General features: G+C 42.5%; 23 protein-coding genes. 11 read left to right on the top strand and 12 right to left on the bottom strand.

All coding sequences use genetic code 11. From position 1 onward, the window contains the following. On the top strand, positions 1 to 1,167 hold the full coding sequence (locus Q0R52_RS21270; RefSeq protein WP_295798227.1) for a glycoside hydrolase family 172 protein: 1,167 nt from the start codon (positions 1 to 3) through the stop codon (positions 1,165 to 1,167). Between the two features lie 88 nt (positions 1,168 to 1,255). Here the strand turns inward: Q0R52_RS21270 and Q0R52_RS21275 are convergent, their stop codons facing one another. Then, positions 1,256 to 2,488: a PDZ domain-containing protein gene (locus Q0R52_RS21275; RefSeq protein WP_295798229.1), complete on the bottom strand. Its 1,233-nt coding sequence runs from the start codon at positions 2,486 to 2,488 to the stop codon at positions 1,256 to 1,258. A 481-nt stretch (positions 2,489 to 2,969) separates the two neighbouring features. Here Q0R52_RS21275 and Q0R52_RS21280 point away from each other — a divergent pair, with 481 nt between their 5' ends. After that, a complete protein-coding gene (locus Q0R52_RS21280; RefSeq protein ID WP_295798231.1) occupies positions 2,970 to 4,325 on the top strand; it encodes a hypothetical protein in 1,356 nt (451 codons plus the stop codon). Between the two features lie 56 nt (positions 4,326 to 4,381). On the opposite strand, the gene Q0R52_RS21285 is transcribed toward Q0R52_RS21280, so the two are convergent. Then, positions 4,382 to 6,514 (bottom strand): tetratricopeptide repeat protein, encoded by a 2,133-nt coding sequence (locus Q0R52_RS21285; protein ID WP_295798233.1) that lies wholly within the window; start codon positions 6,512 to 6,514, stop codon positions 4,382 to 4,384. Between the two features lie 334 nt (positions 6,515 to 6,848). Between Q0R52_RS21285 and Q0R52_RS21290 the strand changes: the two genes are divergently transcribed. The 4 genes from Q0R52_RS21290 to Q0R52_RS21305 all read left to right on the top strand — a co-directional run bounded on the left by Q0R52_RS21290 (position 6,849) and on the right by Q0R52_RS21305 (position 10,459). Further along, positions 6,849 to 7,937, top strand: a complete 1,089-nt coding sequence (locus Q0R52_RS21290; protein ID WP_295798235.1) for an aromatic ring-hydroxylating dioxygenase subunit alpha — start codon at positions 6,849 to 6,851, stop codon at positions 7,935 to 7,937. Between the two features lie 179 nt (positions 7,938 to 8,116). Continuing rightward, on the top strand, positions 8,117 to 8,653 hold the full coding sequence (locus Q0R52_RS21295) for a YceI family protein (RefSeq protein ID WP_295798237.1): 537 nt from the start codon (positions 8,117 to 8,119) through the stop codon (positions 8,651 to 8,653). A gap of 272 nt (positions 8,654 to 8,925) precedes the next feature. Then, positions 8,926 to 9,720: a hypothetical protein gene (locus Q0R52_RS21300; RefSeq protein WP_295798240.1), complete on the top strand. Its 795-nt coding sequence runs from the start codon at positions 8,926 to 8,928 to the stop codon at positions 9,718 to 9,720. 118 nt (positions 9,721 to 9,838) lie between these two features. Then, positions 9,839 to 10,459, top strand: a complete 621-nt coding sequence (locus Q0R52_RS21305; protein WP_295798242.1) for an L-threonylcarbamoyladenylate synthase — start codon at positions 9,839 to 9,841, stop codon at positions 10,457 to 10,459. A 98-nt stretch (positions 10,460 to 10,557) separates the two neighbouring features. Here the strand turns inward: Q0R52_RS21305 and trpA are convergent, their stop codons facing one another. From trpA to trpD, 4 genes are all read right to left on the bottom strand, one after another. After that, positions 10,558 to 11,328 (bottom strand): tryptophan synthase subunit alpha, encoded by a 771-nt coding sequence (gene trpA, locus Q0R52_RS21310; protein WP_295798245.1) that lies wholly within the window; start codon positions 11,326 to 11,328, stop codon positions 10,558 to 10,560. Between the two features lie 147 nt (positions 11,329 to 11,475). Further along, positions 11,476 to 12,657 (bottom strand): tryptophan synthase subunit beta, encoded by a 1,182-nt coding sequence (trpB, locus tag Q0R52_RS21315; RefSeq protein WP_295798248.1) that lies wholly within the window; start codon positions 12,655 to 12,657, stop codon positions 11,476 to 11,478. After that, positions 12,657 to 13,283 (bottom strand): phosphoribosylanthranilate isomerase, encoded by a 627-nt coding sequence (locus Q0R52_RS21320; RefSeq protein WP_295798251.1) that lies wholly within the window; start codon positions 13,281 to 13,283, stop codon positions 12,657 to 12,659. Before Q0R52_RS21320 ends, trpB begins: the two co-directional genes overlap by 1 nt. After that, positions 13,283 to 14,272 carry an anthranilate phosphoribosyltransferase gene (gene trpD / locus Q0R52_RS21325; protein WP_295798253.1) on the bottom strand — a complete coding sequence of 330 codons (990 nt, stop codon included), beginning with the start codon at positions 14,270 to 14,272 and terminating at the stop codon, positions 13,283 to 13,285. Before trpD ends, Q0R52_RS21320 begins: the two co-directional genes overlap by 1 nt. Before the next feature lie 475 nt (positions 14,273 to 14,747). On the opposite strand from trpD, the gene Q0R52_RS21330 reads away from it, so the two are divergent. Then, positions 14,748 to 15,542 (top strand): ion channel, encoded by a 795-nt coding sequence (locus Q0R52_RS21330; protein WP_295798255.1) that lies wholly within the window; start codon positions 14,748 to 14,750, stop codon positions 15,540 to 15,542. Between the two features lie 91 nt (positions 15,543 to 15,633). Here the strand turns inward: Q0R52_RS21330 and Q0R52_RS21335 are convergent, their stop codons facing one another. From Q0R52_RS21335 to recR, 3 genes are all read right to left on the bottom strand, one after another. Beyond that, complete coding sequence (locus Q0R52_RS21335) at positions 15,634 to 16,449, bottom strand: SDR family oxidoreductase (RefSeq protein WP_295798258.1); 816 nt, start codon at positions 16,447 to 16,449, stop codon at positions 15,634 to 15,636. A gap of 196 nt (positions 16,450 to 16,645) precedes the next feature. Next, entirely contained in the window at positions 16,646 to 17,476 is an 831-nt protein-coding gene (locus Q0R52_RS21340) for a glycosyltransferase family 2 protein (RefSeq protein ID WP_295798261.1), read from the bottom strand. Positions 17,477 to 17,730: 254 nt separating this feature from the next. Further along, positions 17,731 to 18,348 carry a recombination mediator RecR gene (recR, locus tag Q0R52_RS21345; protein WP_295798265.1) on the bottom strand — a complete coding sequence of 206 codons (618 nt, stop codon included), beginning with the start codon at positions 18,346 to 18,348 and terminating at the stop codon, positions 17,731 to 17,733. Between the two features lie 118 nt (positions 18,349 to 18,466). Here recR and Q0R52_RS21350 point away from each other — a divergent pair, with 118 nt between their 5' ends. From Q0R52_RS21350 to Q0R52_RS21365, 4 genes are all read left to right on the top strand, one after another. Continuing rightward, on the top strand, positions 18,467 to 19,963 hold the full coding sequence (locus Q0R52_RS21350; RefSeq protein WP_295798268.1) for a sodium:solute symporter: 1,497 nt from the start codon (positions 18,467 to 18,469) through the stop codon (positions 19,961 to 19,963). A gap of 92 nt (positions 19,964 to 20,055) precedes the next feature. Continuing rightward, positions 20,056 to 20,763 (top strand): TIGR00730 family Rossman fold protein, encoded by a 708-nt coding sequence (locus Q0R52_RS21355; RefSeq protein ID WP_252790506.1) that lies wholly within the window; start codon positions 20,056 to 20,058, stop codon positions 20,761 to 20,763. A 65-nt stretch (positions 20,764 to 20,828) separates the two neighbouring features. Continuing rightward, positions 20,829 to 22,067, top strand: a complete 1,239-nt coding sequence (locus Q0R52_RS21360; protein WP_295798276.1) for a TCR/Tet family MFS transporter — start codon at positions 20,829 to 20,831, stop codon at positions 22,065 to 22,067. Positions 22,068 to 22,172: 105 nt separating this feature from the next. Next, the gene (locus Q0R52_RS21365) at positions 22,173 to 23,387 is read left to right on the top strand and encodes a TCR/Tet family MFS transporter (protein ID WP_295798279.1); all 1,215 of its coding nucleotides are present in this window, start codon (positions 22,173 to 22,175) and stop codon (positions 23,385 to 23,387) included. Positions 23,388 to 23,489: 102 nt separating this feature from the next. Here Q0R52_RS21365 and Q0R52_RS21370 read toward each other — a convergent pair whose 3' ends face one another. The 3 genes from Q0R52_RS21370 to proB all read right to left on the bottom strand — a co-directional run bounded on the left by Q0R52_RS21370 (position 23,490) and on the right by proB (position 26,645). Continuing rightward, positions 23,490 to 24,170, bottom strand: coding sequence for a TIGR02117 family protein (locus tag Q0R52_RS21370; protein ID WP_295798281.1), 681 nt, complete (start codon positions 24,168 to 24,170; stop codon positions 23,490 to 23,492). 154 nt (positions 24,171 to 24,324) lie between these two features. After that, positions 24,325 to 25,572: a glutamate-5-semialdehyde dehydrogenase gene (locus Q0R52_RS21375; protein ID WP_295798284.1), complete on the bottom strand. Its 1,248-nt coding sequence runs from the start codon at positions 25,570 to 25,572 to the stop codon at positions 24,325 to 24,327. Continuing rightward, the gene (gene proB, locus Q0R52_RS21380) at positions 25,566 to 26,645 is read right to left on the bottom strand and encodes a glutamate 5-kinase (protein WP_295798286.1); all 1,080 of its coding nucleotides are present in this window, start codon (positions 26,643 to 26,645) and stop codon (positions 25,566 to 25,568) included. The genes Q0R52_RS21375 and proB overlap by 7 nt, the downstream gene beginning before the upstream one ends. Positions 26,646 to 26,877: the final 232 nt, after the last annotated feature.

Here is a 26,877-nt window from a genome sequence, read left to right on the forward strand (position 1 = left end):
ATGATGAAAAAGTCAGCTTTAATTGTTTTGATGGGTGCTTTTGTATGTTTCTCGGCAGCAGCACAGGAAAAGTTTAATGGCCTGGGCGTAAACATGGGAAACCTTTACCGCATGTCGGATGCGAAAACCCGCTCTATCGGTCCTGAGAATTTTAATGGCGAAAAAGGCAAAGGTGGGATGGCTACTACAGGTACAGGCGCGGGGCCTTCACGGGAGTTGGGTCAGGGCTGGAAAGTTAGCCCCAGCGTCGTGATAAAAAAACACACTACGTACACGGTTGCAGAAATAAATGAATCGGGAGCCATACAGCATATATGGATGACGCCTACCGGCAACTGGCGGTACTCCATCATCCGTTTTTATTGGGACGATGAAACCACACCATCAGTAGAAACGCCGGTTGGCGACTTTTTCTGCATGGGATGGGGCAGGTATGCCGCGGTAACTTCACTGGCCGTGGTGGTGAATCCGGGCAGCGGGCTAAATTGTTACTGGCCAATGCCTTTTCGCAAAAAATGCCGCATAACAATGGAGAACATTGCCGACGAAGACATGGTGCTGTACTACCAGGTTGATTATACTCTTACCGATGTACCTAAAGATGCGGGCTATTTCCACGCGCAGTTCCGCCGGGTAAATCCCTTGCCGTTTAAGCAGGACTATACAATAGTTGACGGAATTACCGGTAAAGGCCAGTATGTGGGTACATACCTTGCTTATGGCTCAAACAAAAATGGCTGGTGGGGCGAAGGCGAAATAAAATTCTTTATGGATGGCGATACCAAATTCCCAACAATTGCGGGCACTGGTACCGAAGATTATTTTAACGGTGCCTATGATTTCGACAGCCAGCATAAAAAGGCTGATGGCTCTGAAACCAGCCAATACACTGAGTTTAGCGGCCCTTACACGGGTCTGCCGCAGGTATTACGCGGCGATGGCCATTACGACATAGCACAACGGTTTGGACTTTACCGCTGGCACATAGCCGACCCGGTACGTTTTGAAAAAGATTTAAAAGTTACCCTGCAGGATCTAGGCTGGCACCACGATGGCCGTTATATGCCCTTACAGGATGATTTGGCAACCGTAGCCTTCTGGTACCAAAGTGAGCCGCACGGGGTATTCCCGGTGTTCCCGTCGAAGGATGTGCTTGAGGTAAACTAAGATTTTTAAGATTTATTGGATTAAAGGATTTACATGTTGTATAGAGCTGTCATTCATCGTGTAAATCTTTTACATCCTTAAATCGTGTTTATATGCGCCGTTTCAGTGTAATTATCACATTGTCATACTTCTTATCGTGGTAAACCTCTAACAAAAGGCTGCGGTCATCCTGCGATTTAAAAAGATTGTCAACCTCTTCTAAGCTCATATTTGCAATCAGTTTGAAGTTTATCGACACAATTTCATCGTCTTTTTCAAGGCCGACTTTATCTGCTGCAGAGCCAGGCTCTACACGGCTGATGATGATCCGCCTGAAGCCATCGCCATCTGCGTAATATTCAAGGCCGCTCATGTCCTGCTCAAAAGGCGCTTTAAAACCGGGGCCGGGTTTAAGGTACATGGCGCCACCAGCGTAATCAAAAACTACCGTAAACCGCTTAAGCAATCCAATGCCCAGGTTGCCATCGCGTTTTATGTTAATGTATTTTCTTAACGAATCGTCTTGTGGGAAAGAAGAAATGATATCCTTTATTTTGTATTTGCCCATCGCAATTTCATTCACCCTGCTGATGTACCCGTTTATGGGGCCGCTAAAGCCAACCCCCAGGTTTGCATGGATACATTTTTTGGTTAGCTCTGTTTTGTCGGAAACATTTTCGAGTGAAAGGGGGTGACCAGCACCAAGGTCGACAATAAGCTTACTCCTTTTAATTTCGCCGCTGGGCATCACAATATTTGTTTCAAAATATGGCTTGTGATCTTCTATGGTTATTGGCACCCGTTCACCTTTTGCAAATCGTTTGGTCTCGCTGGGGCGGTATACAGTGAGGGTTGAATCGCTGAAACTTACTTTTACCGCCAGGTTGTTGAAAAATTCATAACCCAACAACCCATGTATGGGCATTCCTGCGTAATTCGACAAGCCAAACTGGTCTTTTTTTAATATCGCGGCATTAACCCCATAGCTGGTAAGGCCGGGTATACCAATATTTAAAACAGACGATGCATACGCCTCGTACGATTCGTTTTCGCCAAAACCACGGAGCTTAAGAATGCGCCTTGATGACATATCAAGCGAGTCGATCAACAACGGATCGGTAATAATCATCAGGCCGACGCCCGTATCCATCACAAAATTATAGGGGCCCTTGTTATTGATCCGCAATTTGATAATAATCATATTACGTACCAGCCTGAACGGTATAGTTACTTTATTGCGGTTGCTATTTAAATCGAATGACTGGGAGTAGGCTGTTGTGAAAATAAAGCAATTTAAATACAACAGCCACATCATAAACCGGTGTGTATTTTTACTAAACATAACAAAAAAATTAATGTACGTTAAACACTGCCGGGTTTTGCGCCGGCTAATATAAAAGCACAGCCACCCAGGCTGGCTTCTTTAAATGTATCTGTAATATAGGCGCTTATGGGCGCTTGTTTTATAATTGGTGGAATTTCTATTAAATTTACGAATAAAAATATTAGTATTCCAAAGTAAATATGCAAGCCAATTTTGCCTGCTAATCAGTACCGGGAGCCAAGAACAAGAAGTAAAGCAATTAGCCAGCTGCTTGGTGTCAGTACAGTTATAATCTCCCGGCGCTTATCTTCACCGGGTGATTATCGCTCATTTCTTTTTGATTCATGATTCTTAGCTCCCGAATCTGATTTATTGTATAAATTTATGCAGATATTGATTCGAAAGCTATTCAGGGCTTATACAAGTTTGTACAAGTTTGTACAAGCCCCACTATTCGGCAGGATGTGGTATTTTTGTCTTACTATACAGGATATTGACTATGCATAACGACGAGTTTTACATCGAAAAAGCCAAAAAGTTATTTGAAATAAATACCGGTTGGGGCGATAGCGGCGAATGGACAAACCAGGATTTCGTAATATTGAGTGAGAAAATACAGGAAAAAACCAATGTAGCATTAAGCCATGTAACACTTAAACGTGTTTGGGGGAAAGTGAAATATGAAAGTCTTCCTAATACCCATACTCTTGACACGCTTGTACAGTTTTTAGGTTATGAAAACTGGCGCAGCTTTAAATCGCAAAACGGAAATGGCGTGGTACCTGCGCAGCCGATAATCCAGCCTGCCGCAATTATTCCGGCGATTGAGGCGAAAATTCCAGCTACACAAAAAAGGCCAATTGTTGTTAAATTTGCATTATTCGGTGTTTGCGTTATAGCCGTAATTGTGTCGGTGTTTTCTGTTAAGAAAAAGCAGCCTGTAATTAACAACGGCGATTATAAATTCAGCAGCAGAACGGTGGTAACTGCCGGGCTGCCTAACTCTGTAATTTTTAACTTCGATGCAACCAAATCACCCTATGATTCGGTTGTGATCCAACAATCGTGGGATAAGCACCGGCAGGATAAGGTATCAAAAAACGACCACCAGCACACCTCAATTTACTATTATCCCGATTACTATAAAGCAAGGCTCATTGTAGGCGGAAAATCGGTAAGCGTGCACAAACTATTAATAAGGTCAAACGGCTGGTTGCCGATGGTAACGCAATCGCCGGTGCCGGTTTATTTTACAAAGGAAGAGGCTATTGTAAACGGTAAAATGACTATGCCGATTGAAAAAATCCAGGCAAAAAATGTAAAGCTGCAGCCTGTTCCGCTTGATATGCTATATGGTAACGTGCGCGATTTTGGTGAGATATATAGCGATAATTTCACTTTTGAAACTTCCGTTAAAAACGATTACAGGGAAGGGGCGGCAATATGTCAATTAAGCAAAATCTACATCCTGTGCGAGGGCACGGCTATTTATATTCCTCTATGCAGTAAAGGCTGCATATCCTCGCTCGATTTATTGTTTACCAATTACTATACGTCAGGAAAGCAAAATGACCTGTCGGTATTCGGGGTTGACTTTAATTCGTTTGTAAAAGTGAAGATTGAAACGGTTGACCGTAAGGCCAAAATATTTTTGAACGACAAATTGGTTTACAGCATAAACCAGGATATCGTTAAATCAAAAATAATCGGGTTTGATTTTGCCTTCCAGGGCACAGGCTCGGTTGACTACGTCAAACTAAGCAACGGTAAAGTAAATTACCGGGATGACTTTAACGATACATCAGGAGGAACGCTGACTCAAGATTTAAACGCCAAGAGTCAAGAATCAAGATAGGAAAGCGCAACTTAACAATAAGCTAATTCTTGACTCTTGGTTCTTGTTTCTCTTTTTTACTTACAAAGTTTTCGTTGTTCTTCAACCGCTTCTTTCGAGCCAAGTTCAATGGCCTTGGTTAAGTCCTGGCAGCCGCTTTTGTCATTTTCCTGTAGTTTGGCAACTCCGCGGCTAAGCCATACATCGTAGTTGCGCGGGTTTAGTTCAATCGCAGTTGCAAAATCTTTTAGGCCGCCGTCATAGTCGCGCAAAAACATTTTGGCTTTTGCCCGTTGTACAAAGTTTATTTCGTCTTTAGGGCTAAGCTTTATTGCCTGTTTAAAATCGGCATTCATTGCTACGGTATCCTTCATATGCGCTTCGGCCAGGCCGCGGTAGGCATAAGTTTTAATATTGTCGGGGTTTATCAGTAATACACTGATGTAATCATAAGCTGCACCTTCGTAGTTCTTCTGGATCATTTTTAAATTACCACGATAAAAGTACGCATCGTCATTATTCTGATCTTTTTCAAGCGCCTTGCTTATGTCGGTAGCAGCGCCATCGTAATCTTTTAACATCATTTTCAGGTTAGCCCTGCCGCTGTAAGCTTGTGATATAGCGTTCGAGTCAACGGCTATTGCGCGGTCAAAATCAATTAAAGCGCCCCTGGTATCACCTGTGCCGGCCATTGCGGTGCCCCGTAAAACCAATATTTTGCCGTTTTTGGTATATGGTGTAACTGTTTTGTTAAATAGCAGCAGGGCTTCGTTATACTGCCTGTCGTCAATTAATATTTTACCAAGCCGCATATAAGCCTGCTGGTTTTTAGGATCAAGCTCAACTTCTTTTTTAAAGTCGGCAATTGCGCCGGGTTTATCGCCCATGCGGCTTTTGGCAATACCACGGTTTAAGTAGGCATCGGCATTCGCCGGCGACATATTTATTGCTGTAGTAAAATCGGCAATAGCGCCGGGGTAATCAATCAGCATCATTTTCATCTCGCCACGACCAAAATAGCCTTCTGTACTTTTTGGATTCAGGCGAATCGCTGAGTCATAATCAGCCAGTGCACCAGTTGTGTCCTGTAAGCCACGTTTTGCCTTGGCACGGGTTATATAAGCATAACCATCAGGGTTTTTAGCATAATTAACAGCATTGTTTGCGTCGTCAAGCGCGCCGTGGTAATCTTTTTGGTCTATTTTTAAATCGGCACGGTTTTGAAATGCTTCTGCCAGGTGGGCATCAAGTTCAATGGCCTTGTTATAATCGGCCATAGCAGCATCTTTGTTGTCACTTTTACTTTCTGATATGCCGCGGTATAAATACAATTCTGGATTTTGTGGGTCAAGCGTTATTGCTTTATTAAAATAGTCGATGGCTGCTTTATTATCCGAGCTATTGCTGATGGCTTTAGCCAGGTAATAATACAGGTTATGCAGGCCGGGGTTCATCTGGCTTGCTTTTTTGTAATCCTCAATAGCGCCTTTATAATCGCGCAGGTTTGTTTTTACATTGCCGCGATAAAATACTGCTTCGGCGTTGTTAGGGTTCATCCGCAACGTAGTATTGTAATCGGCAACGGCGCCGTTATAATCCCCGATTGTACCTTTTGAATTTGCACGATAGTAGTAAACGTCGGCATTGTTGGGATTGAGCCTTATGGCAACATCGTAATCCTGTATGGCCCCTTTGCTGTCATTTATATTTGATTTGGCTACGCCACGGTACTCGTATAACTCAGCATTGTTGGGTGTAAGGTCAATTGCTTTTGTAAAGTCTTCAATGGCACCTACATAGTCGGCGGAGTTCAAGCGCGCGTTTGCGCGATAGTGGAACATATCGGAATTACGTAAGCCTAAGTCGATAGCTTTGGTATAATCATCAATAGCGCTTTTGTAGGCTTTAATATTACCGTTAGCATTTGCGCGGTAGTAATAGGCGTTTGCATTGCCTGGATCGATAGTTACAACCTTTGTATAGTCGTTAACTGCGTCGTCATATTGCTGGCTGTTACTATATGCATTTCCGCGATACAGGTAAGCTTTTACATTACTGCCGTTCAACTCGATAGCTTTAGTGAACTCAGGAATTGCAGCTTTATAGTTTTTTTGTGCCGACAGGTCGTTTGCCATTTTCAGATGCTGATCTGAGGTTTGGGCAAGGGCCAGGTAAGGTATAAATGAAATGATAACTAAAAGTCTTTTCATAATTGTGTTACATCAAATTGGCAATAAACAAGCCAAACATGGTTTTTGATTTAGACTGAATGATAAAACGTTTCCTGTATAAGGTATTTTAATGCCCGTTGGATACTTAAATATCTCCGAAAATTAAACCTACAAGCAAAAATACAACCAAATGTGTAATTTTTGCCCCTGAAATCGTCCGGTGCTGTAATACGCAAATTGGCTGCAAATGGTTATAGTTTTATGAATAGGGGATTAGTTGCTCACTTTGGGGATTTAAAATCCCTGCTTAATTTTAAATGGTTTAGGTAGATTGAGGTTGATTTCCTAATTTACCCGCCGAAACCAAACGACTATGACCAAATATTTCGTCGACCCGGATATTGCAAAAGCAAAAACATTGCATGCTGATTTCTACACAGATGGCGACGTTTTTGAGCAATGCAAAGAAAAAATATTTACCCCGTCGTGGCAGTTTATTGGCGATGAAGACCTGGTTAAGGAAAAGGGGGACGTGCATCCGTTCGTACTTTTGGAAAACTACCTTAATGAGCCCTTATTAATAACCCGTGATAAAAACGGCGACATAAATGTATTATCGAACGTTTGCACGCATCGCGGCAACCTGGTGGCCGATAAGGCTTGCAAGTTAAACAACCTACGCTGTCGCTACCATGGGCGGATGTTTAACCTTGATGGCAGTTTTATTTCGATGCCTGAATTTAAGGAGGTGGAAAATTTTCCGACCGGGGATGACAACCTGCCGAAGCTGAATGTTTTTAAATGGAGCAATTGGTTGTTTACATCGCTTAACGTTAAATTTCCGCATGATCTATTTTTCCGGGATATGACAGAACGCATTAATTGGATGCCGCTGGAGGATTTTAAATTTGAAACTTCATTATCGCGCGTGTTTAATGTAAAGGCCAACTGGGCATTATATTGCGAAAATTATCTTGAAGGCTTCCATATACCTTTTGTGCATGCAGGCTTAAATGCTGTTATCGATTTCGGTGAATATGCTACCGAATTGTTTTTTCCTTATTCCAGTCTTCAATTGGGCCTAGCTAAAACCGATAAGGATTGTTTTCATTTACCCGAATCATCGCCTGATTATGGGAAAAATGTGGCGGCCTATTATTTCTGGGTGTTTCCAAATATGATGTTTAATTTTTATCCATGGGGATTATCAGTCAACGTAGTTGAGCCCGTTTCGGTTGGCGAATGCCGGGTGAAGTTTTTCTCATATGTGTGGGATGCTTCGAAGCTCGACAAAGGAGCGGGGGCAGGGCTGGATAAGGTTGAGCAGGAAGATGAAGAAATTGTAGAGAACGTTCAACGGGGCATACGTTCAAGATTTTACCAGCACGGGCGGTACTCGGTAACCCGTGAACAAGGCACCCATCATTTTCACCGTATACTAGCCGAGTTTATGAATAAGTAATACACGTTTCTGTACTATTTGGTAATATAAATTAATCAATTACTTTATAACAAAAGCCCAATTTACGTGTTGTAAAACAGCATTGTAAACGCAATGTAATAATGGGTATTAAAATTATGTGTTTAAACATCTATTATTTATCTTTGACCTATTAAAACAATCATAAAAAAATTAAAGTCATGGCAACAATAACAAAATGGTCTATCGACCCAATGCACTCAGAAGTACAGTTTAAAGTAAAACACCTTGTAATATCAACAGTTAGCGGTTTCTTCAAAAGCTTTGAAGGCTCACTGGAAACAGAAGGGGATGATTTCGAAAATGCAGACATCACTTTCGCATTGAATATCGACAGCATTGATACTAATCAAACACAAAGAGACGAGCACTTAAAATCAGCAGAATTTTTTGATGCTGCCCAATATCCACAAATAACTTTCAAATCAACATCGTTTACAAAAACTGATGATGAAGAATACGAATTGAAAGGCGATCTGACCATTAAAGGCATTACCAAGCCGGTTACGTTGTCTGCAGAATTTGGCGGCTCGACCGATGACTTTTATGGCAACACAAAAGCAGGTTTTGAAGTAACCGGCAAAATCAACCGTAAAGAATTTGGTTTAACCTGGGATGGCATTACCGAAGCGGGATCAATTGTGGTAGGCGAGGATATTAAGCTGTTGATTAACGTACAGTTTGCAAAACAGAAATAAGTTGTATTGAGTTGAGCGGGCTTGATTAATTTGATTAGTTCAGGCCTTTATAAAAAAGCCATTTGTTAACGCGAATGGCTTTTGCTTTTCTATTGGAAATTTAACCACAGAGATGCAGAGGTGGCACAGAGAGCACAAAAAAAATCATTATAAAGGCTCGGAGATCTCGGTGTTTTTTTCTAAGCGTCTTTGTGGTTAAAAATCGCCGATGCTGAATTTATCGCTCGCTATCATTTATTAATGATTACTTTAGTGAAGCAATAATTAACCGGATGAAATACAGCTTTTTAGTCTTATTATCGTTAATAGTTCTTGGGTGCAAACAGCAAGCTCAAAAAAATGAATCGCCACAGATCGCCGCTGGCGCGGTCGACACTAACTTTATTAAATATGAGCATAAGCTCGACAGCATCGGCAAGGACAGTATTAATATCAGTGCCGACCCTGAAATGCCGATATTTTATAAAACTTCGGAATTAAAAGATTTTATCAGACACCGGCCAGAGCTTATCAGTGAATATACTGAAGAGCCCTCAATTGAATATGCTAGGAAAAGGTTAAGCCCCGACGAGCTTGACGAGCGTGCGGGCAAGACAGAACCCGATTATTCATTCAGCAGCGAGGTAGGGCAGGATGATTATTACAGTTTATATGCCTATTTCCTGAGATTTAGAAACGGTGACAAACCTTTTGCAACGCAACGGATTAAGCTGATAAAACTCTACGGAAATATCAATTCGATATTCGAAAAACTTAACGGCGGTACTTATTTTGGCCACCAGGAAACCAGGATATTGGGCGATGCTGAATACGCGGTATCATTGTACCCGAAAAATAAAGACGATTATTATGTAAAAACGTATAATATTGCAGCGCAAAAACGACTTTATATTGGTGCGCTAAAGCAACGAATTGATGATGAGTTAAGCGCTAATACCGATATCCCTGGAAAAGATAAGCCTGCCACAAAAGTCCGTTTGTATAAAACAGTAAATGATATTGACGGTTTAATAACGGAATACTTTTATTTAACAATGGCACAGCAGTTTCAGCATACAAATTATTAGAAGTATCCGAACCTGGATTAAACAGATTAATGGATTTATCGGATACAGGCCATAAAAATCCTGTGAGTCAAATAATCTGTTTAATCCAGGTTCAGAAAATTAAATCCGAAATCAAAACATGCTCATAAAAATATACCCTGAAAACCCCAACCCGAAAGCCATTGAACAAGTGGTGGAAGTGCTGCGCAAAGGCGGGCTGATAATTTACCCTACTGACACGGTTTACGGCCTGGGCTGCGATATAACCAACCACCGGGCTATCGAGGCTATCTGTAAAATAAGGAACATCAAGCCCGAGAAGGCCAACTTCTCGTTTATTTGCTACGATTTAAGCCACATATCCGATTATATTAAGCCAATTGATAACCATACCTTCCGCGTGCTTAAAAAAGCCCTGCCGGGGCCGTTTACGTTTATCTTTAATGCTAACCATAATGTGCCTAAGCTGCTAAGCTCTAACAAAAAAACAGTGGGTATCAGGGTGCCGGCTAATGACATTGCCCGCGAAATTGTAAAACAACTAGGCAACCCAATCCTGTCAACATCAATAAAAGACGACGACGAGATAATTGAATACTCCACCGACCCGGAATTAATCCACGAAAAGTATGATGATTTGGTTGACCTGGTAATTGATGGCGGCTATGGTGAAAATATTCCCTCAACTGTAGTTGATTGCACCAGTGGCGACTTTGAGGTTATTCGTGAAGGTAAGGGGGACTTGGAATTATATTTGTAAAGACGGAATATTTTTCGTCTCGAAACGATATCGTGGACGAACGGCATTGTTTGTTACCTATGTGCGGGAGGCGTAAAATATTGCGTCTCTACGGGAAATTACGGCCTAATCCCTTTTACAAACTCGTCAATCTTTTCCAAATACCCTTTCGTCCCCAAAAGCTTCACAAACGCACTGCCCACAATCGCTCCGGCAGCATATTCGCATGCTTTACTGAACGATTTGTTATCTGATATACCAAACCCAATTATCTCAGGGTTTTTCAACTGCATGGCTTTAATTCGTTTGTAATAATCCTCGATATTAACCGATACCTGTAAATTACCGCCTGTAATAGATGAAGAGGAAAGCAGGTAGATAAAACTGTTACTCAACTCATCAATCTTGCGGATGCGATCTTCGGAAGTTTGCGGGGTTACCAGGAAGATGTTGCTTAGGCCATTGGCTTTAAAATAACCGGCGTACAAGGTTTCATATTCATACATGGGCAAATCAGGCACAATAACACCATCAACGCCAACCTCGGCTGCTTTTTTGCAGAAACGTTCCACGCCGTATTGTATCATCGGATTGGCGTAGCCCATCAGCAGGATTGGGATAGTAACCCGTTTACGCAAATCAGCCAGCTGGTCAAACAACAGGTTTAGCGTCATGCCATTTTCCAGCGCTTTTTCAGAACTGTGCTGGATGGTTGGGCCGTCGGCCACAGGGTCGGAGTAGGGGAAGCCAACTTCCAGGAAATCAACCCCGGCTTTTTCCAAAGCTTCGGCAATATCAAGCGTGGTATTAATTTCCGGGTAGCCGGCGGTATAGTATATGGACAACAGGTTATCCTTTTTGGTTGAGAATAGTTTATTAAGACGGTTCATGTTTATTTTGTCGATAGTCCATAGACCGTAGTCGATGGAAGAATTATATTTAGTCGATAGTCCATAGACCATCGTCCATGGGGAAAAGTTATTTATTCGATAATTTACTATGGTCTATGTTCTATGGTCTATCGACCATGGACTTTCTCAGTAGCCAAAATATTTAATATACGTATCCAAATCCTTATCCCCCCGGCCTGATATGCAGATAACCACATTGTCGGCTTTGTCAAACTTCATTTTTTCAAGCTGCGCGAGGGCGTGGGCTGTTTCAATTGCGGGTATAATGCCCTCTAACTGGCAACATAACAAGCCGGCCTGTAAAGCTTCATCGTCGGTAACGCTTACGTATTGCGCGCGGTTTATTTTATAAAGATGTGCATGCTGCGGGCCAATGCCGGGATAATCTAATCCTGCTGATATTGAATAAGGTTCAACAACCTGTCCGTCATCTGTTTGCATCAATATAGTGCGGCTGCCATGCAGCACGCCTTCTTTGCCGAGGAACGTTGTGGCTGCGGAATGCCCGCTGTCGACGCCTTTGCCGGCTGCTTCAACTGCTACCAGTTTCACCTGTTCATCATCTAAAAAATGATAAAACATTCCCATCGCATTGCTGCCACCGCCTACACAGGCCATTACGTATTGTGGTAACTCGTTGCCGGTGTGTTCCAGCAGTTGTTTTTTTGTTTCGAACGATATCACAGATTGAAAACGGGCCACCATGTCCGGATAAGGATAGGGGCCTACCACCGAACCAATGATGTAATGGGTATCAACCGGATTACCAATCCAATCGCGCAGGGCCTCGTTTGTGGCGTCTTTAAGTGTTTTACTGCCCGATACGGCCGGTACAACCTTTGCGCCAAGCATTTTCATACGCGACACATTGGGTGCCTGCCTGGCCATATCTATTTCGCCCATATAAACCACGCACTCAATACCCATCAGGGCACAAACCGTAGCGGTGGCTACGCCGTGCTGCCCGGCGCCGGTTTCGGCAATAATGCGTTTTTTGCCAAGGCGCTTTGCCAAAAGTATTTGGCCTATAGCATTATTTATTTTATGCGAGCCGGTGTGATTTAAGTCCTCGCGCTTAAAAAATATGTTTGCGCCATATTTTTCTGAATACCGCTTGGCGTGATACAATGGCGAAGGCCGGCCCACGTAATCCTTCAAAAGCTGGTTAAACTCGGCTCTAAATTCGTCGCCGTTAATAATGTTTAGATATTGCTGGCGCAGTTCTTCCACGTTAGGATAAAGCATTTCGGGGATATACGCCCCGCCGAAATCGCCATAGTACCCTTGTTCATTAACTCCGTATTTCATTAGTATGTGCTTTGTTTAATGATGCTGAATGCTTTTTCTAGTTGATCAATGTCTTTTAATGCCGGCGATATTTCAAATTTGCTATTAAGATCGACTCCGTAAAATTTGGGATGGTCAATCTTCAACGCTTCTTCAATATTGTCCGGGCCCAGTCCGCCGCTTACGAAAAACGGAATCTCTAAATCGTATTTATCTAAAATAATCCAGTCGAATGTTTGCCCGGAACCGCCGTGACTTTCTGTTTTAGTATCAAATAAAAACAGGTCGACCTTGTTTTTATATTTATCCAATTGTTTAAAATCAAACCCGCTGTTAACGCCGAAAGCTTTGATTACGATAGCTTCGTTCCTGAGCGCTTTACAGAAATCGGGGCTTTCGTCACCATGTAGCTGTATGAAGTCGAAATTGTATTTATCAACCAGTTTGGTGATATTTTCAAGGCTTTCGTTTACAAAAACCGCCACTTTGTTTACGGTTGATGGGATATCTGCAAGCGCTTCGGCCTGTAAGCTACCCACAAAGCGCGGCGACTTGTCATAAAATATGAAGCCAAGGTAGTCGGGGTTTAAAGCCGCCACTGCTTTTATATTCTCTGCATCCCGCATCCCGCAAAGTTTTATCTTCATTAGTTGGCTATTAGTGTTTTAAAGCTGGTTAAGGCCTTTTTCCTGATCAATGATTCTTCGGCCTCGTAAAAACAATCGGCAAAGCTGGCTTGGGGCTTTATGGTGTTTATTGCAAGCGCTGCATTGCATAAAACCACGTTACTCTGTGCAGGCGTTGCCTCGTTATTAAGCACCTTCATAAAAATATCTGCCGATTCGCTAATAGTACTGCCGCCTAAAATTTCATTTGGATTAAGTTTCGCAAAACCGAGGCTTTCAATGCTATTTATTTTTTCACCACCGGCCGAAAATGTCTTAAAATCGCAGGTGAGTGAAACTTCGTCGTATCCTTCAAGGGCATTAAGTATGGTGTACTTAACATCTGATTTTTGGTATAGATATGCGTAGATACGGGCTAATTCCAAATTAAAAACACCTACCAATTGATTTTGGGGTTTTGCCGGGTTAACCAGCGGGCCAAGCATATTGAAAAACGTTTTAACGCCCAATTCGCGGCGGATAGGCGCTACCGTCTTCATAGCCGGGTGAAACAATGGTGCGTGTAAGAAGCAAATATTGGCTTTATCAATATTAGTTTTAAGCTTATCTGTGTCATTTGTAAACACGCTGCCCAAAAACTCCATCACGTTTGATGAGCCACATCCCGACGAAACCCCGTAGTTACCATGCTTGGCTACTTTGTAACCAGCACCCGCAACTATAAATGACGCCAGGGTTGAGATATTAAACGTATCCTTACCATCGCCGCCCGTTCCGCAAAGATCGATTACTTCGCCGGTTTGTAAATCTATCGGTAAGCAAAGCTCCAGCATAGCATCCCGAAAACCTTCCAGTTCGTTAACGGTAATACTGCGCATGCAATAGGCTGTCATAAATGCAGCCATTTGCGAGTTGTTGTATTTGCCCTGCGCAATAGCCGTCAAAATTTCCTTCGACTGCTCGCGGGTAAAAGTTTTGTGTTCAAAAAGGTGATTTAATATCGCTTTCATAAGCCCAAGCCCCTACAGGGGAATTTGTTATGGTTAATTTAAATTTCTTTTACTCCTGGCGCTATTCCTTGCCTTACCATCGGCCTAAACCGGGGCAAAAAAAGAAGGGCTGCCGTGTATGGCAACCCTTCTGTATATTTTTTAAAAAACAAAAAATGGAATTGCCTTACGATTACCCGTTAAGCCACCACCAATTGTTGTTTAATATATTTGCTTTCATTTTGTGCCACAAATATGGAAATAGTTTTTACTAAAAGCAAGCAGAATGATATTTTTACAAAAGCTGAAAAATACTGCACACTATTATGGTTAAAAAAGAGCGCAAAATAAATCCTGAAGACGACCTTGGCTTTGGCCCTCAGCCGGTTATAAAAAACCAGCCGCTGATGAATAAAGATGGCTCGCCAAATGTACGGCGGGTAGGGCTGCCCTTGTTCAATACTGCAAATAATTATCATACGTTGATAACTATGAGTTGGAGACGCTTCTGGCTGCTGGTATTGAGCGGATATTTGATACTAAACATCATATCGCTTTTATTTATATGTCGTTTGGGTCAAACAGCCTCGACGGGACTTCGGGACATACGCAATTTTCCCATTTTATGGATGCCTTCTTTTTCTCGGCACAAACCATATCAACTGTGGGGTATGGACATATTAGTCCGAAGGGAATGGCCGCAAACAGTGTAGCAGCTTTAGAGTCGATGATGGGACTCCTTGCTTTTGCATTAGCCACGGGTTTACTGTACGGACGCTTTTCAAGGCCGTCAGCACAAATTATTTATAGTAAAAATATTATCGTTGCGCCTTATGGAGATAAAGGTAAAGGCGTTATGTTTCGCCTGGCCAACTTGCGCCGCAATATGCTGATTGACTTAGAAATTGAGATTATTTTTTCGTATAATGAGACAGTTGATGGTAAAATAGTCCGCCGTTTCTTCCCGCTCGAACTGGAGCGCCGAAACGTAAGCGTGCTAACCCTAAACTGGACAATTGTGCACCCGTTGGATGAAAATAGCCCCATGGGCGATATGACAAAGGAGGATTTGATAAAATCGGAAGCGGGTTTTGCTATCCTGTTACGGGCATTTGATGATACTTTTTCGCAAACAATTCACTCGCGCACCCAATACCAGGCCCATGAAATTGTTTGGGGAGCCAAATTTAAACCAGTCTTTGACAGGGACGAGGATGGTCGTATTGTTTTGGATTTAAGCAAAATTAGTGAGCATGCGCCTTTTGAGTTGGAGAAGATGGGGGAGGATTGACCCTGATTCACCTGATTTAAAGATTACCGCGATGCCCGTCTGTCTGCATCAAGAAATTCTTTAGTCATACAAATCATGATTCTTGCAAAAGCTATTTCAATAAAGAATTTCGCTCTTTCTTCATCTTATTATAAACCAGCTTATCCAGCAAACCCGGAAAAAACTTTCCGATCAGCACCGTTAATTTTCCTTCGCCGGTCATAATCAACGTACGGCTGCGGTTTTCAACGCCGTTGGCTATGATTTGGGCAACTTCTTCGCTGGTCATCATGCTTTGCTCGTTGAGCGTACTTTCTCGCTGCTCCTGGCCATTTTTATCCAGGGCTGTATTACGGATGTTTGATGCAGTAAAGCCAGGGCAAGCAGTCATGACATGTACGCCGGTTTTTAAATTCTCAATTCTTAATGCGTCCAGGAAGCCATTCATCGCAAATTTTGATGCAGAGTAGCCTGTGCGACCCGGCAAGCCCTTGTAGCCGGCAATTGACGATACGCCAACTACGCTGCCTTGTGCTTTTAATATATGCGGCAGCGCATATTTTGTACAATAAACAGCGCCCCAAAAGTTGACATCCATTACCGATTTTAATACTTTAACGCTTGAATCGTTAAAAAGCGCCCGCATGGATATGCCTGCGTTATTAATCAGCACATCAATATGATCGAACGTAATAAGGGCTTGCTTTATCAATAAATCGCAATCTTCTTCAATAGTTACATCGCACTGCACGGCTATGGCCCTAATATTATATTGTTGTTCAATCTGTTGGGCAATTGTGCATAAATTAACAAAATGCCGCGCGCCTAATACCAGATTTGCACCGCGTTTGGCAAATTCAATGGCAAGTGATTTACCGATGCCTGAGGAGGCGCCGGTTATTACGATAACTTTGTTGGCGAGATTCATGGCGCGAAGATAATTTATCCGCTGATTATTCAAATGTAAATTTAAACAATGCTATATTTCGCCTCAAATAAGATGTTTTTAATGTAGGGACGCAATACTTTGCGTCTCTGGACTTTCAGCACGAAAAAAATATTTCGCGTGTTTACCGGCATGCGGGCGACGCAAAATATTGCGTCTCTACAAATCGGACGGAGCATTAAACCTCATACCCCGAAGGAACCATTTGCGGCACCCCTTTTACCTTAATGTCAGGCACTTTTATCAGGTATTTAAAGGCAAAAAGGAACATAGCCCCGTAATAATACTTAATGTACTCCCAACCAAATGATGCCTGTTTTTGGCTCTCGAAGTTGATGATGTATGTTTTTGGATAGTAGTAGTTTTTATAGCCCGCAAGGCGTAACCTGTGCGACAAATCGATATTGGCTCCGAACATGAAAAAGCGCTCGTCAAATAAACCAACTTCGTGTAACGCCGATCGGCGCAGCATCATACATGCACCATTTAAAATATCAATTTCTGCTTCACGGAACTCTTCAACCCAGTCTTTGCGGTTACGATCGTAAAGCCTTGTTTTTGAAAGATGTTTGGCAAAGCCGATAAGTTTTAAAAATGTGCCCCAGGCAGGGGTAAGGCCATGGATAGATTCGGGTAAAAAGCGCCCCTGCGGGCTTAGCATCCTGATGCTCATACCACCTGCATCGGCATGGCTATCCATAAATGCAATCATTTTCTCAACCGAGTCTTTGATTGCTAAAGTATCCGCACTGACTAATAAAATATAATCGCCTGTACAAAGCTGCAAAGCCTGGTTATTTGCTTTCGCTATACCCTCATCTTCGCTGTTTGCTATAACCTGTATCTTCGGAAAGCTGGTTGCAAGCATCTCCAATGAATGATCGGTTGAGGCATTATCAACTACAATTAATTCATAATCAATATGCTTGCAGGCCTCAATTAAGGAAGTAATTGACTGCTTCAGCAATATGCGCGTGTTATGATTAACAACAATTATGGATAGGTTCATACCGGTTCGACAGTTAAATTATTATAAGGATTAAGCAATGCGATATTTTTTTTTACACACACTTTACCCTCAAAATAATTAGCACCAAAAGCTATGCCACAGGCAATCGGGATAAACGATATGTGGAAACTTTACCTTGTTGTGTAAATTATCAGGTGTTTTTTACTGTTTATCAGTATTTTATGGGTTGGTTTTCTTCGCTTTAAGATGATTTATGGCGTTGACGCTGTATGGAATTTAAAACATGTGTCGCTTTATTTCGACAATGAGTTAATGTAGGGTACGCGCGTAGCTATTGATCGCCCCAGCGTGATTTCATCCACATACTCCAGTTCCCCGCCAAAAGCTATGCCCCGTGCTATGGTTGAAATAGTTATATCGAAAGACTTTAACCTTTTGTCCAGGTAAAAAATGGTGGTGTCACCTTCCATTGTGGCACTTAGCGCGAATATGATTTCTTTTACATCATTTTCTTTAAGGCGGTCAAGCAGCGAGTCTACTTCCAAATCCGAGGGGCCTATCCCGTCCATTGGCGATATAAGGCCCCCTAAAACATGATATACACCATTATATTGATTGGTATTCTCTATAGCCATAACGTCGCGGGTATCTTCCACAACACATATAATGGTATGGTCGCGTTTGTGCGATGCACATATCTCGCATACCGGGTGGTCGGAAATATTTAGACAAACCCTGCAAAACTGTATTTCGTTACGCAGCTTGCTTATACTCTTGCTAAATTTCTCTACATCCTCCTTATCCTGGTTAAGCAGGTGTAACACAAGGCGTAAGGCTGTTTTTTGTCCCACCCCCGGCAGTTTAGCAAATTCGGCAACAGCGTCTTCCAGCAACTTCGATGAAAAGTTCATGTTGCTAAATTAAAAAATAATAGGTAAATCGCTTAGAGTTCATGGTTAATAGTTCATGGTTCATATAGAACAGGTGTGAGCGGGCATGAACTATGAACCATCATCTATGAATTAATCCATGTCTCCCGGAATATTACTAACATTTATCATCGGCTATTTCCTGGTACTGCTCGTCATCTCCTGGCTGACTTCCCGCAAATCAGCTGATAACGATACATTTTTCGTAGCCAACCGTAATTCCAAATGGTACCTGGTGGCTTTTGGGATGATCGGCACCGCTTTAAGCGGCGTTACATTTATCTCCGTTCCCGGCAAAGTAGGTGCACCAACCGGCGACCAGTTTGAATATTTCCAATTTGTTTTGGGTAATGCAGTGGGCTTTGTAGTTATAGCTACAGTTTTGTTACCATTGTATTACCGGCTGAAACTCACATCGATATATAGTTATATTGAAGGAGTACTTGGGGTGTGGAGCTACAAAACGGCTGCTGGGATCTTTTTAATCAGCCGGGTTATCGGTTCGTCGTTCAGGCTTTATTTGGTGGTAATAGTTTTACAAAAATTTATTTTCGATAGCTATGGTGTGCCGTTTGCTGTAACAGGGCTGATATGCCTGGTACTGATATGGAGCTACACATTTAAAGGCGGATTGAAAACCATTATTATTACCGATAGTCTTCAAACGTTGTTCCTGGTGTCGTCGGTATTTTTGTCGATTTACTTTATTTGCCAGAGCCTGCACTATAATGTCTTTGAAGCCATAGATGCAGTTAAAAACAGCAGCTATTCTAAAATATTTTTTTTCAATGATTTTTTGACCAGCAAATTTCACTTTAGCAAAGCGTTTCTTGGCGGTTTGTTTATTACTGTTGCCATGACCGGCCTCGACCAGGATCTGATGCAGAAAAACCTGAGCCTGAAAAATATCCGCGAAGCGAAAAAAAACATGTTCAGCTTTACTGCTGTTTTTGTGGTGATCAATATTTTCTTTTTGTGCGTAGGAGCCTTGCTTTATATCTATGCGGCTAAATATGACATCAAGGTTGAAAAAACTGATTACCTGTACCCAACAATTGCGCTGAAATATCTCGGACTTATACCGGCAATGGTATTTATGCTGGGGTTAACAGCAGCTACCTTTGCAACAACAGATTCGGCCTTGACTGCGTTAACCACTTCGTTTTGCGTAGATTTTTTAGGGTTTAACAAACGGGGCGATGTAAACGGTAAGAAAATGGTGAGTACCCGTCACTATGTGCATATTGCATTTTCTGGGTTAATGCTGCTCACGATAATTATATTTAACGCTATAACCAATACTGCGGTGGTTAACGCCATATTTAAAGTGGCCTCCTATACTTACGGGCCTTTACTGGGACTTTACTCGTTTGGGTTGTTTTTGGGTAAAAGACAGGTATTTGATAAGTTAGTGCCGTTTATCTGTTTAATATCACCGGCGATTTGCTATTATTTAAGCATGAACTCTGCCCAACTATTAGGCGGCTACATTTTTGATAACGAATTGATAATTGTAAACGGATTAATTACGTTTGTTGGCTTATGGATTACGTCGTCGAAGAAAACTCAAATAAATCTAAATTATAACACGGCCTAAAACTTATCAATACTATTTATTGTACTATATAACTAATTACTTCTCCCGGACTTTTCGGTCTTTTCCGAATTCCTGGACTTCCAACTACTACTATGACAGGTGAAGAAAAAATAAGACAAGCGTTTGAGAACAAAAACTGGCAGGAAATAAAGGTAACCGACTCGTGGCAGATATTTAAAATAATGGCCGAATTTGTTGACGGCTTTGAAAAACTGGCGAAAATCGGCCCATGCGTGTCCATATTTGGCTCGGCACGTACGCATAATGATAACCCATACTATAAGATAGCCGAAGATGCCGCCCGTATTTTAACTGAACGCGGCTACGGCGTGATATCAGGCGGTGGCCCGGGTATTATGGAGGCGGCAAACAAAGGCGCCTACGAGGCCGGCGGTAAGTCGGTAGGGTTAAACATCGAACTGCCTTTTGAACAGTTTCATAATAAGTATATCGACAGGGATAAGATATTGGAGTTCGATTACTTTTTTATCCGAAAGGTAATGTTTATGAAATATTCGCAAGGCTTTATTGTATTGCCCGGCGGCTTTGGTACGATGGATGAATCATTCGAGGCGATTACCTTGATACAAACCGGTAAAATAGCCCGCTTCCCCATCATATTTGTCGGGGTTGACTATTGGAAAGGCCTTTTTAACTGGGTAGAAGAAAAAATGCTGGCCCAGGAACACAATATACATCCGGACGACCTGATGCTTTACCGCGTGGTTGATACCGCCGAGGAAGCCACCGAGCACATTTTCCGTTTCTATGATAAATATGTGCTGAAACCGAATTTTTAAGAATCATAGAACGCTGCTGATTTTTGTTGTGGGGTATACAGTTATAATTATTTATTTTGCGCCCTATGCACAAACCTAAAAAGCAGGCGGCGCTTGGTTTTATTTTCGCCACGCTATTTATTGATGTTATGGGCCTGGGTATTATTATACCCGTGATACCAAAACTGATTGAACATTTAATTCACGGCGATGTAAGTGATGCATCATGGTATGGCGGCTGGCTTACAACAGCCTACGCAGGTATGCAGTTTCTGTTTGCACCACTTATTGGGAACTTAAGCGACAGATTTGGTCGTAGACCAGTGTTGCTTTGTTCTCTTTTAGGTTTTAGTGTCGACTATGCATTTTCGGCGTTTGCGCCAACTATAGGCCTGTTGTTTGTAGGGCGGATAGTAGCAGGCATAACAGGCGCCAGCTTTACTACAGCTAATGCTTATATAGCAGATATTAGCGAACCTGAAAAACGGGCAGCTAACTTCGGCCTTGTTGGTGTTGCCTTTGGGCTTGGATTTATTGTGGGGCCGGTAATAGGTGGTATGTTGGGAAAATATGACGTACATTACCCTTTTATTGCAGCGGCTGCACTGGCGCTGCTTAATGCCATTTATGGATATTTCATTCTGCCCGAATCGTTAGCGCCGGAAAACAGGCGTCCGCTGGATGTTAAAAAGATTAACCCGTTTACGTCGATTTTTAAGCTTAAGAAATATAAGTCTGTTATCGGCCTGGCATTTTCATTATTCCTGGTGTACTTCGCGGTACAGGCCGTACAAAGTGTGTGGACCTTTTACACGATGCAAAAGTTTGGTTGGAACGAGGCCGCCATTGGCTGGTCGCTTGGATTTGTTGGGTTGATGGTTGCAACGGTTCAGGGTGGTTTAATAAGAATAATATTACCGAAGCTTGGACAGGAGCGGAGTATATGGATCGGTTTGCTTTTATACGCAATCGGGCTGGCATTATTTGCTTTTGCTACTAAAGGTTGGATGATGTACGCCATACTTGTACCTTATTGCCTTGGAGGAATTGCAGGCCCCGCTATACAGGGTTATATGAGCAACAGTGTGCCGGCTAACGAGCAGGGAAATCTGCAGGGCGGCTTAACGGGTTTAATGAGCTTTAGCTCCATATTCGGACCGTTGGTTATGACTGAATCATTTTACTATTTCACCAAGCCTAACCCGTTTTTTCAGTTCCCGGGCGCGCCGTATATTATTGGAGCGATATTGATGTTATTAAGCGCTATATTGGCAGTGAGAAGTTTCAGGCGGGGAAGGGAAAGACTAGCTAATGAGCCCGCGTAAAATTGCAGCGTCTCCCGGACTTTCGGACTTTTTCCACTTTCCGGACTATTTTCACCAAATAAAAACTTTTACCCCGGTTTATCCTTTTCACATGGAACTAACGATATGGCAAAACCCAAAAAAAACGCAGCGCTTGGATTTATTTTTATAACCATTTTTATCGATGTGCTGGGTTTGGGCATCATTATACCCGTGTTGCCAAAGTTGCTGCAAGTGCTCGGACATATCGATGTAAGCAAAGCATCGACCTATATTGGCTGGTTAACTTTTGTTTATGCATCTATGCAGTTTGCATTTGCCTCGGTAATGGGTAATCTTAGTGACAGGTACGGCCGCCGGCCAATTCTGCTGATTTCATTATTTGGTTTCGGTATTGATTACCTGGTTATGGCTTTTTCGCCCACTATATTGTGGCTATTTGTAGGCCGTACCATAGCGGGCATTTGCGGTGCAAGCACATCAACGGCTACGGCTTATATCGCCGATGTAAGCACCGGGAGTAAAAGGGCCGCAAACTTTGGCCTGGTGGGCGCGGCATCAGCCGTTGGTCTTATATTCGGGATCGCATTGGGCGCATACCTGAGCGGGATTAACTTAAGGCTACCTTTTATGGCAGCCGCGGCTTTCGCTTTTGCTAATGGATTTTATGGCTTGTTTGTTTTACCCGAATCGCTTGCGCCAAAATATCGCCGGAAATTTGAGTGGGGTCGGGCTAATCCATTTTTATCGCTATTGCGGATATATAAAAAACGCCCTGCGCTTGCAAGCTTGTTGAGTGCCACAGCAATTGTTTACATAGCACAAAAGGCAGTCGAGTATTTACTGTCGACCTATCTTTACGAAAAGTTTAACTGGACACCAGCCAGCGTCGGTACACTGGGGATTTTTGTGGGATTGGTTTTGGTTGGTATACAAGGCGGTTTGATCCGGTACACTGTTCCTAAGTTTGGTCAGCAAAAAAATATTATCTGGGGACTTATTTTTTATGCGATTGGTTTGGCACTTATAGCATTTGCCTCAAAGGGATGGATGCTTTACCTGTTCATGATCCCTTATTGCCTGGGGGGCTTGTCGGGCCCGGCAATGCAGGCGATAGCCACCGATGAAGTAGCTAAAAATGAGCAGGGCGAATTACAGGGAGCCTTTGCCATATTAAACAGCATCAGCCTGATTGTGGGGCCTTTGCTATTAAGCTATGTGTTTTTCTTTTTTACCAAAAGCCCTAAAACCATTCATTTTCCAGGAGCGCCATATTTGCTGGCATCAATTTTAATGCTGATAAGCACTGTTATTGCCGTTAGAAGTTTTAAAAAAGCGTAAAAGACTGCAAAATAAATTTCTTGTAGAGACCAGTACTTTTGCGTCTCCCGCCGATAGGTAACAAGGGGGAAGACTCGCTGCATCTGGGAAGGAACAAAAAAATTACTTATACTGGTTAAAAATCCCTTTATCAAAAGGTGTCCACAAGCAAGCTTTTTGACCGCAGGCTTTCAATGCGTTGTTTGCCCATGTATTACAGGTGTAAAACAGGTTATATTTGCCTTGGGCTTCATAAAAGGCATCGTAATTGTTGTAATTAGCGTTTGTTTTTATGTTGATGAAATTATTATTCGAATCGGTTTTAAAGCTGGAGCGGATATATTTTATCAGTCTGCTGTATTGTTCGTTGCTGATAAGTATTTTTTTGCAATCATCGCCCTTCTGCAGGTTTTTGTAAAATGTGGTATGCATAGCTGATGTGCTGAGCGCAAAGGCAGCTTTAAAAGCGATGCTGAATTTCAGCTGCGCCCAGGTTGGAGTATTTAAATAAAAGCCTTTATCGCCCCAACCAAAGGCAACAAATGTTGCGGTGGTATCTTTACTGATAGTATTTTCGAACTTAATATCCTTGCGCCAGTCGCAAAGGTTGTTTGCGATAGGCAAAACCACATCGGTATGCACCCCATTAGTATGGATGTAAATGGTAATATCGGGCGAGCTATTGGCTTCTTTATCAACGCCTATTTTGGGTAGGGTATACACGGCCAGTGCATACAACGCAATAAAGGCGATAAAACCCAACAATATACGACCAATGATTTTGAAGATTTTTTTGAAATTCATGTGAAGGTTAATTTGGTTTCCGTTGTCGAGACGCGATGCATCGCGTCTCCCGTTGACAGGTAGCCCACATTTTCTCTTTATACACCTATCTGGCAATAGGTAACCCAAACCTGCCGCTTTTATAAGACGCAAAATATTGCGTCTCTACGAAAAATCAGGGCCTTACTTGGCCGTTTCCGCGTACCACCCATTTATAGCTCGTTAATTCTTCCAGCCCCATCGGCCCGCGGGCATGCAGCTTTTGGGTGCTGATACCAATTTCGGCACCGAGGCCAAACTGTGCGCCATCGGTAAACGCTGTCGATGCATTTACATAAACGGCGGCAGCGTCAACTTCGTTTAAAAATTGCTCAACACGCCCGGTATCTTCAGATATTATAGCTTCACTATGTTTGGAACTATACTCTTTTATATGTTCAAGGGCATCTTCAAAACTCTCGACAACTTTAAGCGACATCCGCATGGCTAAAAACTCCGTTCCGAAATGTTCCTGTTTGGCGTGGTTTAAAAAGCTATCGGGGTAGTGGCCCTTTAATATGGTAAATGCGGTTTTGTCGGCATAAATCGAAACCTTTTTTTCGCCGAGCTGCTTCACCAGTTGTGGCAAATCACGCAGGCGGGTATAGTGAACAATTAAGCAATCCAGCGCGTTGCAAACGCTTACCCGGCGGATTTTGGCGTTGCATATAATATTGGCACCTTTCTCTAAATCGCCAAACTCGTCAAAGTAGGTGTGCACTATACCCGCGCCGGTTTCAATTACAGGCACCTTGCTGTTATTTCGCACATGATCAATCAATTGCTGGCTGCCACGCGGTATCAGTACATCAACGTAACCTGTTGCGTTTAACAGGGCGTCGCTGGCTTCGCGTTCGGCCGGCAGCAGAGTGGCCATGTTAACTTCTATATCATGACTTAATAAAACATCATTAATAATACTAATGATAGCTTTGTTTGAATAATGCGCATCGCTGCCTCCTTTTAAAATACAAACATTCCCGGTTTTAAAGCATAACGAAAAGACGTCAAAAGTTACATTCGGCCGGGCCTCGTAAATTACGCCGACAACGCCAAGCGGTACACGCACCTTTGTAATATGCAGGCCATTCGGCATGGTTTTTTCTGAAAATACATCGCCAAGTGGCGTCTCCAGGGAAGCCACATTTTTTATTTCTTTGGCTATATCGGTAATACGATCAGCAGTGAGCGTCAAACGGTCGTATTTGGGGTCTTTACGGTCCATCCGGTCCAGATCCTTCTGATTTTCTTTTAGTAGGTACTCGGTTTTGGCAATAGCTGCACCTGCAAGGTCGGTTAAAACCTGGTTAACAATAGTTGGGGCTATGATTTTGCCGCTTGCTGCCTTTGCGTTTTCGAAATATGTAGAATAATTCTTTAACATTCTAAATAAAGGTAGTCATAATGTATCAATGCTTTTTGATTTTTTTGGCCGATGAATTCAACCGCGCGTTCAGAGCCGTATTCGGCTATGCCCAGACCGATTGGTTTATCGTTTTCGTCAATCAGCTTAATGATTTCACCTTTTTTAAACGGGGAAATGATATTAATAACCCCTACAGGCAACAAACTGGATGCCTTTGCAGATGTTAAGGCGGCCTTAGCGCCTGCATTTACCTGTACAATCCCTTTTGCGTAATTACCTGCATGGGCAATCCATTTCTTTTTGCCGGACGCTGACTTATTGGGAACAAAATAGGTATGTGGTATTTTATCAGCCAAAACATCCAGCAAAATATTTTCGCGCGTGCCATTTGCAATATGTACGGCAATACCCAATTGTGCAACCTTTTGTGCCATGGTGGATTTGGTTATCATCCCTCCACGGCCAAACTGCGAACGGCTGCTGCTTACAAATGAAGCAAAGTCGATATTTTTGCCGTTGACCTCTTCAATCACTTTGGTACCATCAATATTGGGGTTACCGTCATAGATCCCGTCTACGTTCGTTAAAACAATTAATGCATGGGCGTTAAGCATCGAGGCAATCAAGCCGGCCAATTCGTCGTTATCAGTAAACATTAATTCAGTTACCGATACCACATCGTTTTCGTTTACAACCGGGATAACGTGGTGCTGCAGTAATATCTTCAAACAGTTTTTCATGTTGAGGTAGTGCAGCCTGTCGCGGAAGTCTTCTTTGGTTACCAGCACCTGTGAGCAGAGGATATTATATTTTTCAAACTGCTGGGCGTAGGTATTGATCAGCTTAACCTGGCCGATAGAGGCGAACAACTGCCGGGTAGCAATGGAGTCAAATTTTTCGGAAATTGAGATTAAACTACGACCGGAAGCAACGGCCCCTGACGACACCAGCACTACTTCAATTCCCTGTCGTTTTATTTTTGCAATCTGCTCAACCAGGTGATTGATGCGGTTTAAATCTGGTAAGCCATCTGGCTGTGTTAATACATTTGAGCCAATTTTTATAATGATTCTTTGGTAATTGTAGGCCATTTTGATAATAAATGGTGCAATATACGGGTAAAGTATGGGAGATGTTATTGTTTTAGAGTGGTTTTTATATAATTTCTATTGTTTTGGTATAGAATTGACTGATTGCTGCATTGTTTTGATAAAACTTCTATAGTTTGTGTGCTTTTTTGATATATTTTCTATGCCTCGGTGACGCGGGGTGATGCCCCGGACACAGCGTATTTGAACCTTGCCGAGGCAGTAATATTAGTTA

The sequence above is a fragment of the Mucilaginibacter sp. genome, from assembly GCF_025359345.1.
Classification (GTDB): domain Bacteria; phylum Bacteroidota; class Bacteroidia; order Sphingobacteriales; family Sphingobacteriaceae; genus Mucilaginibacter.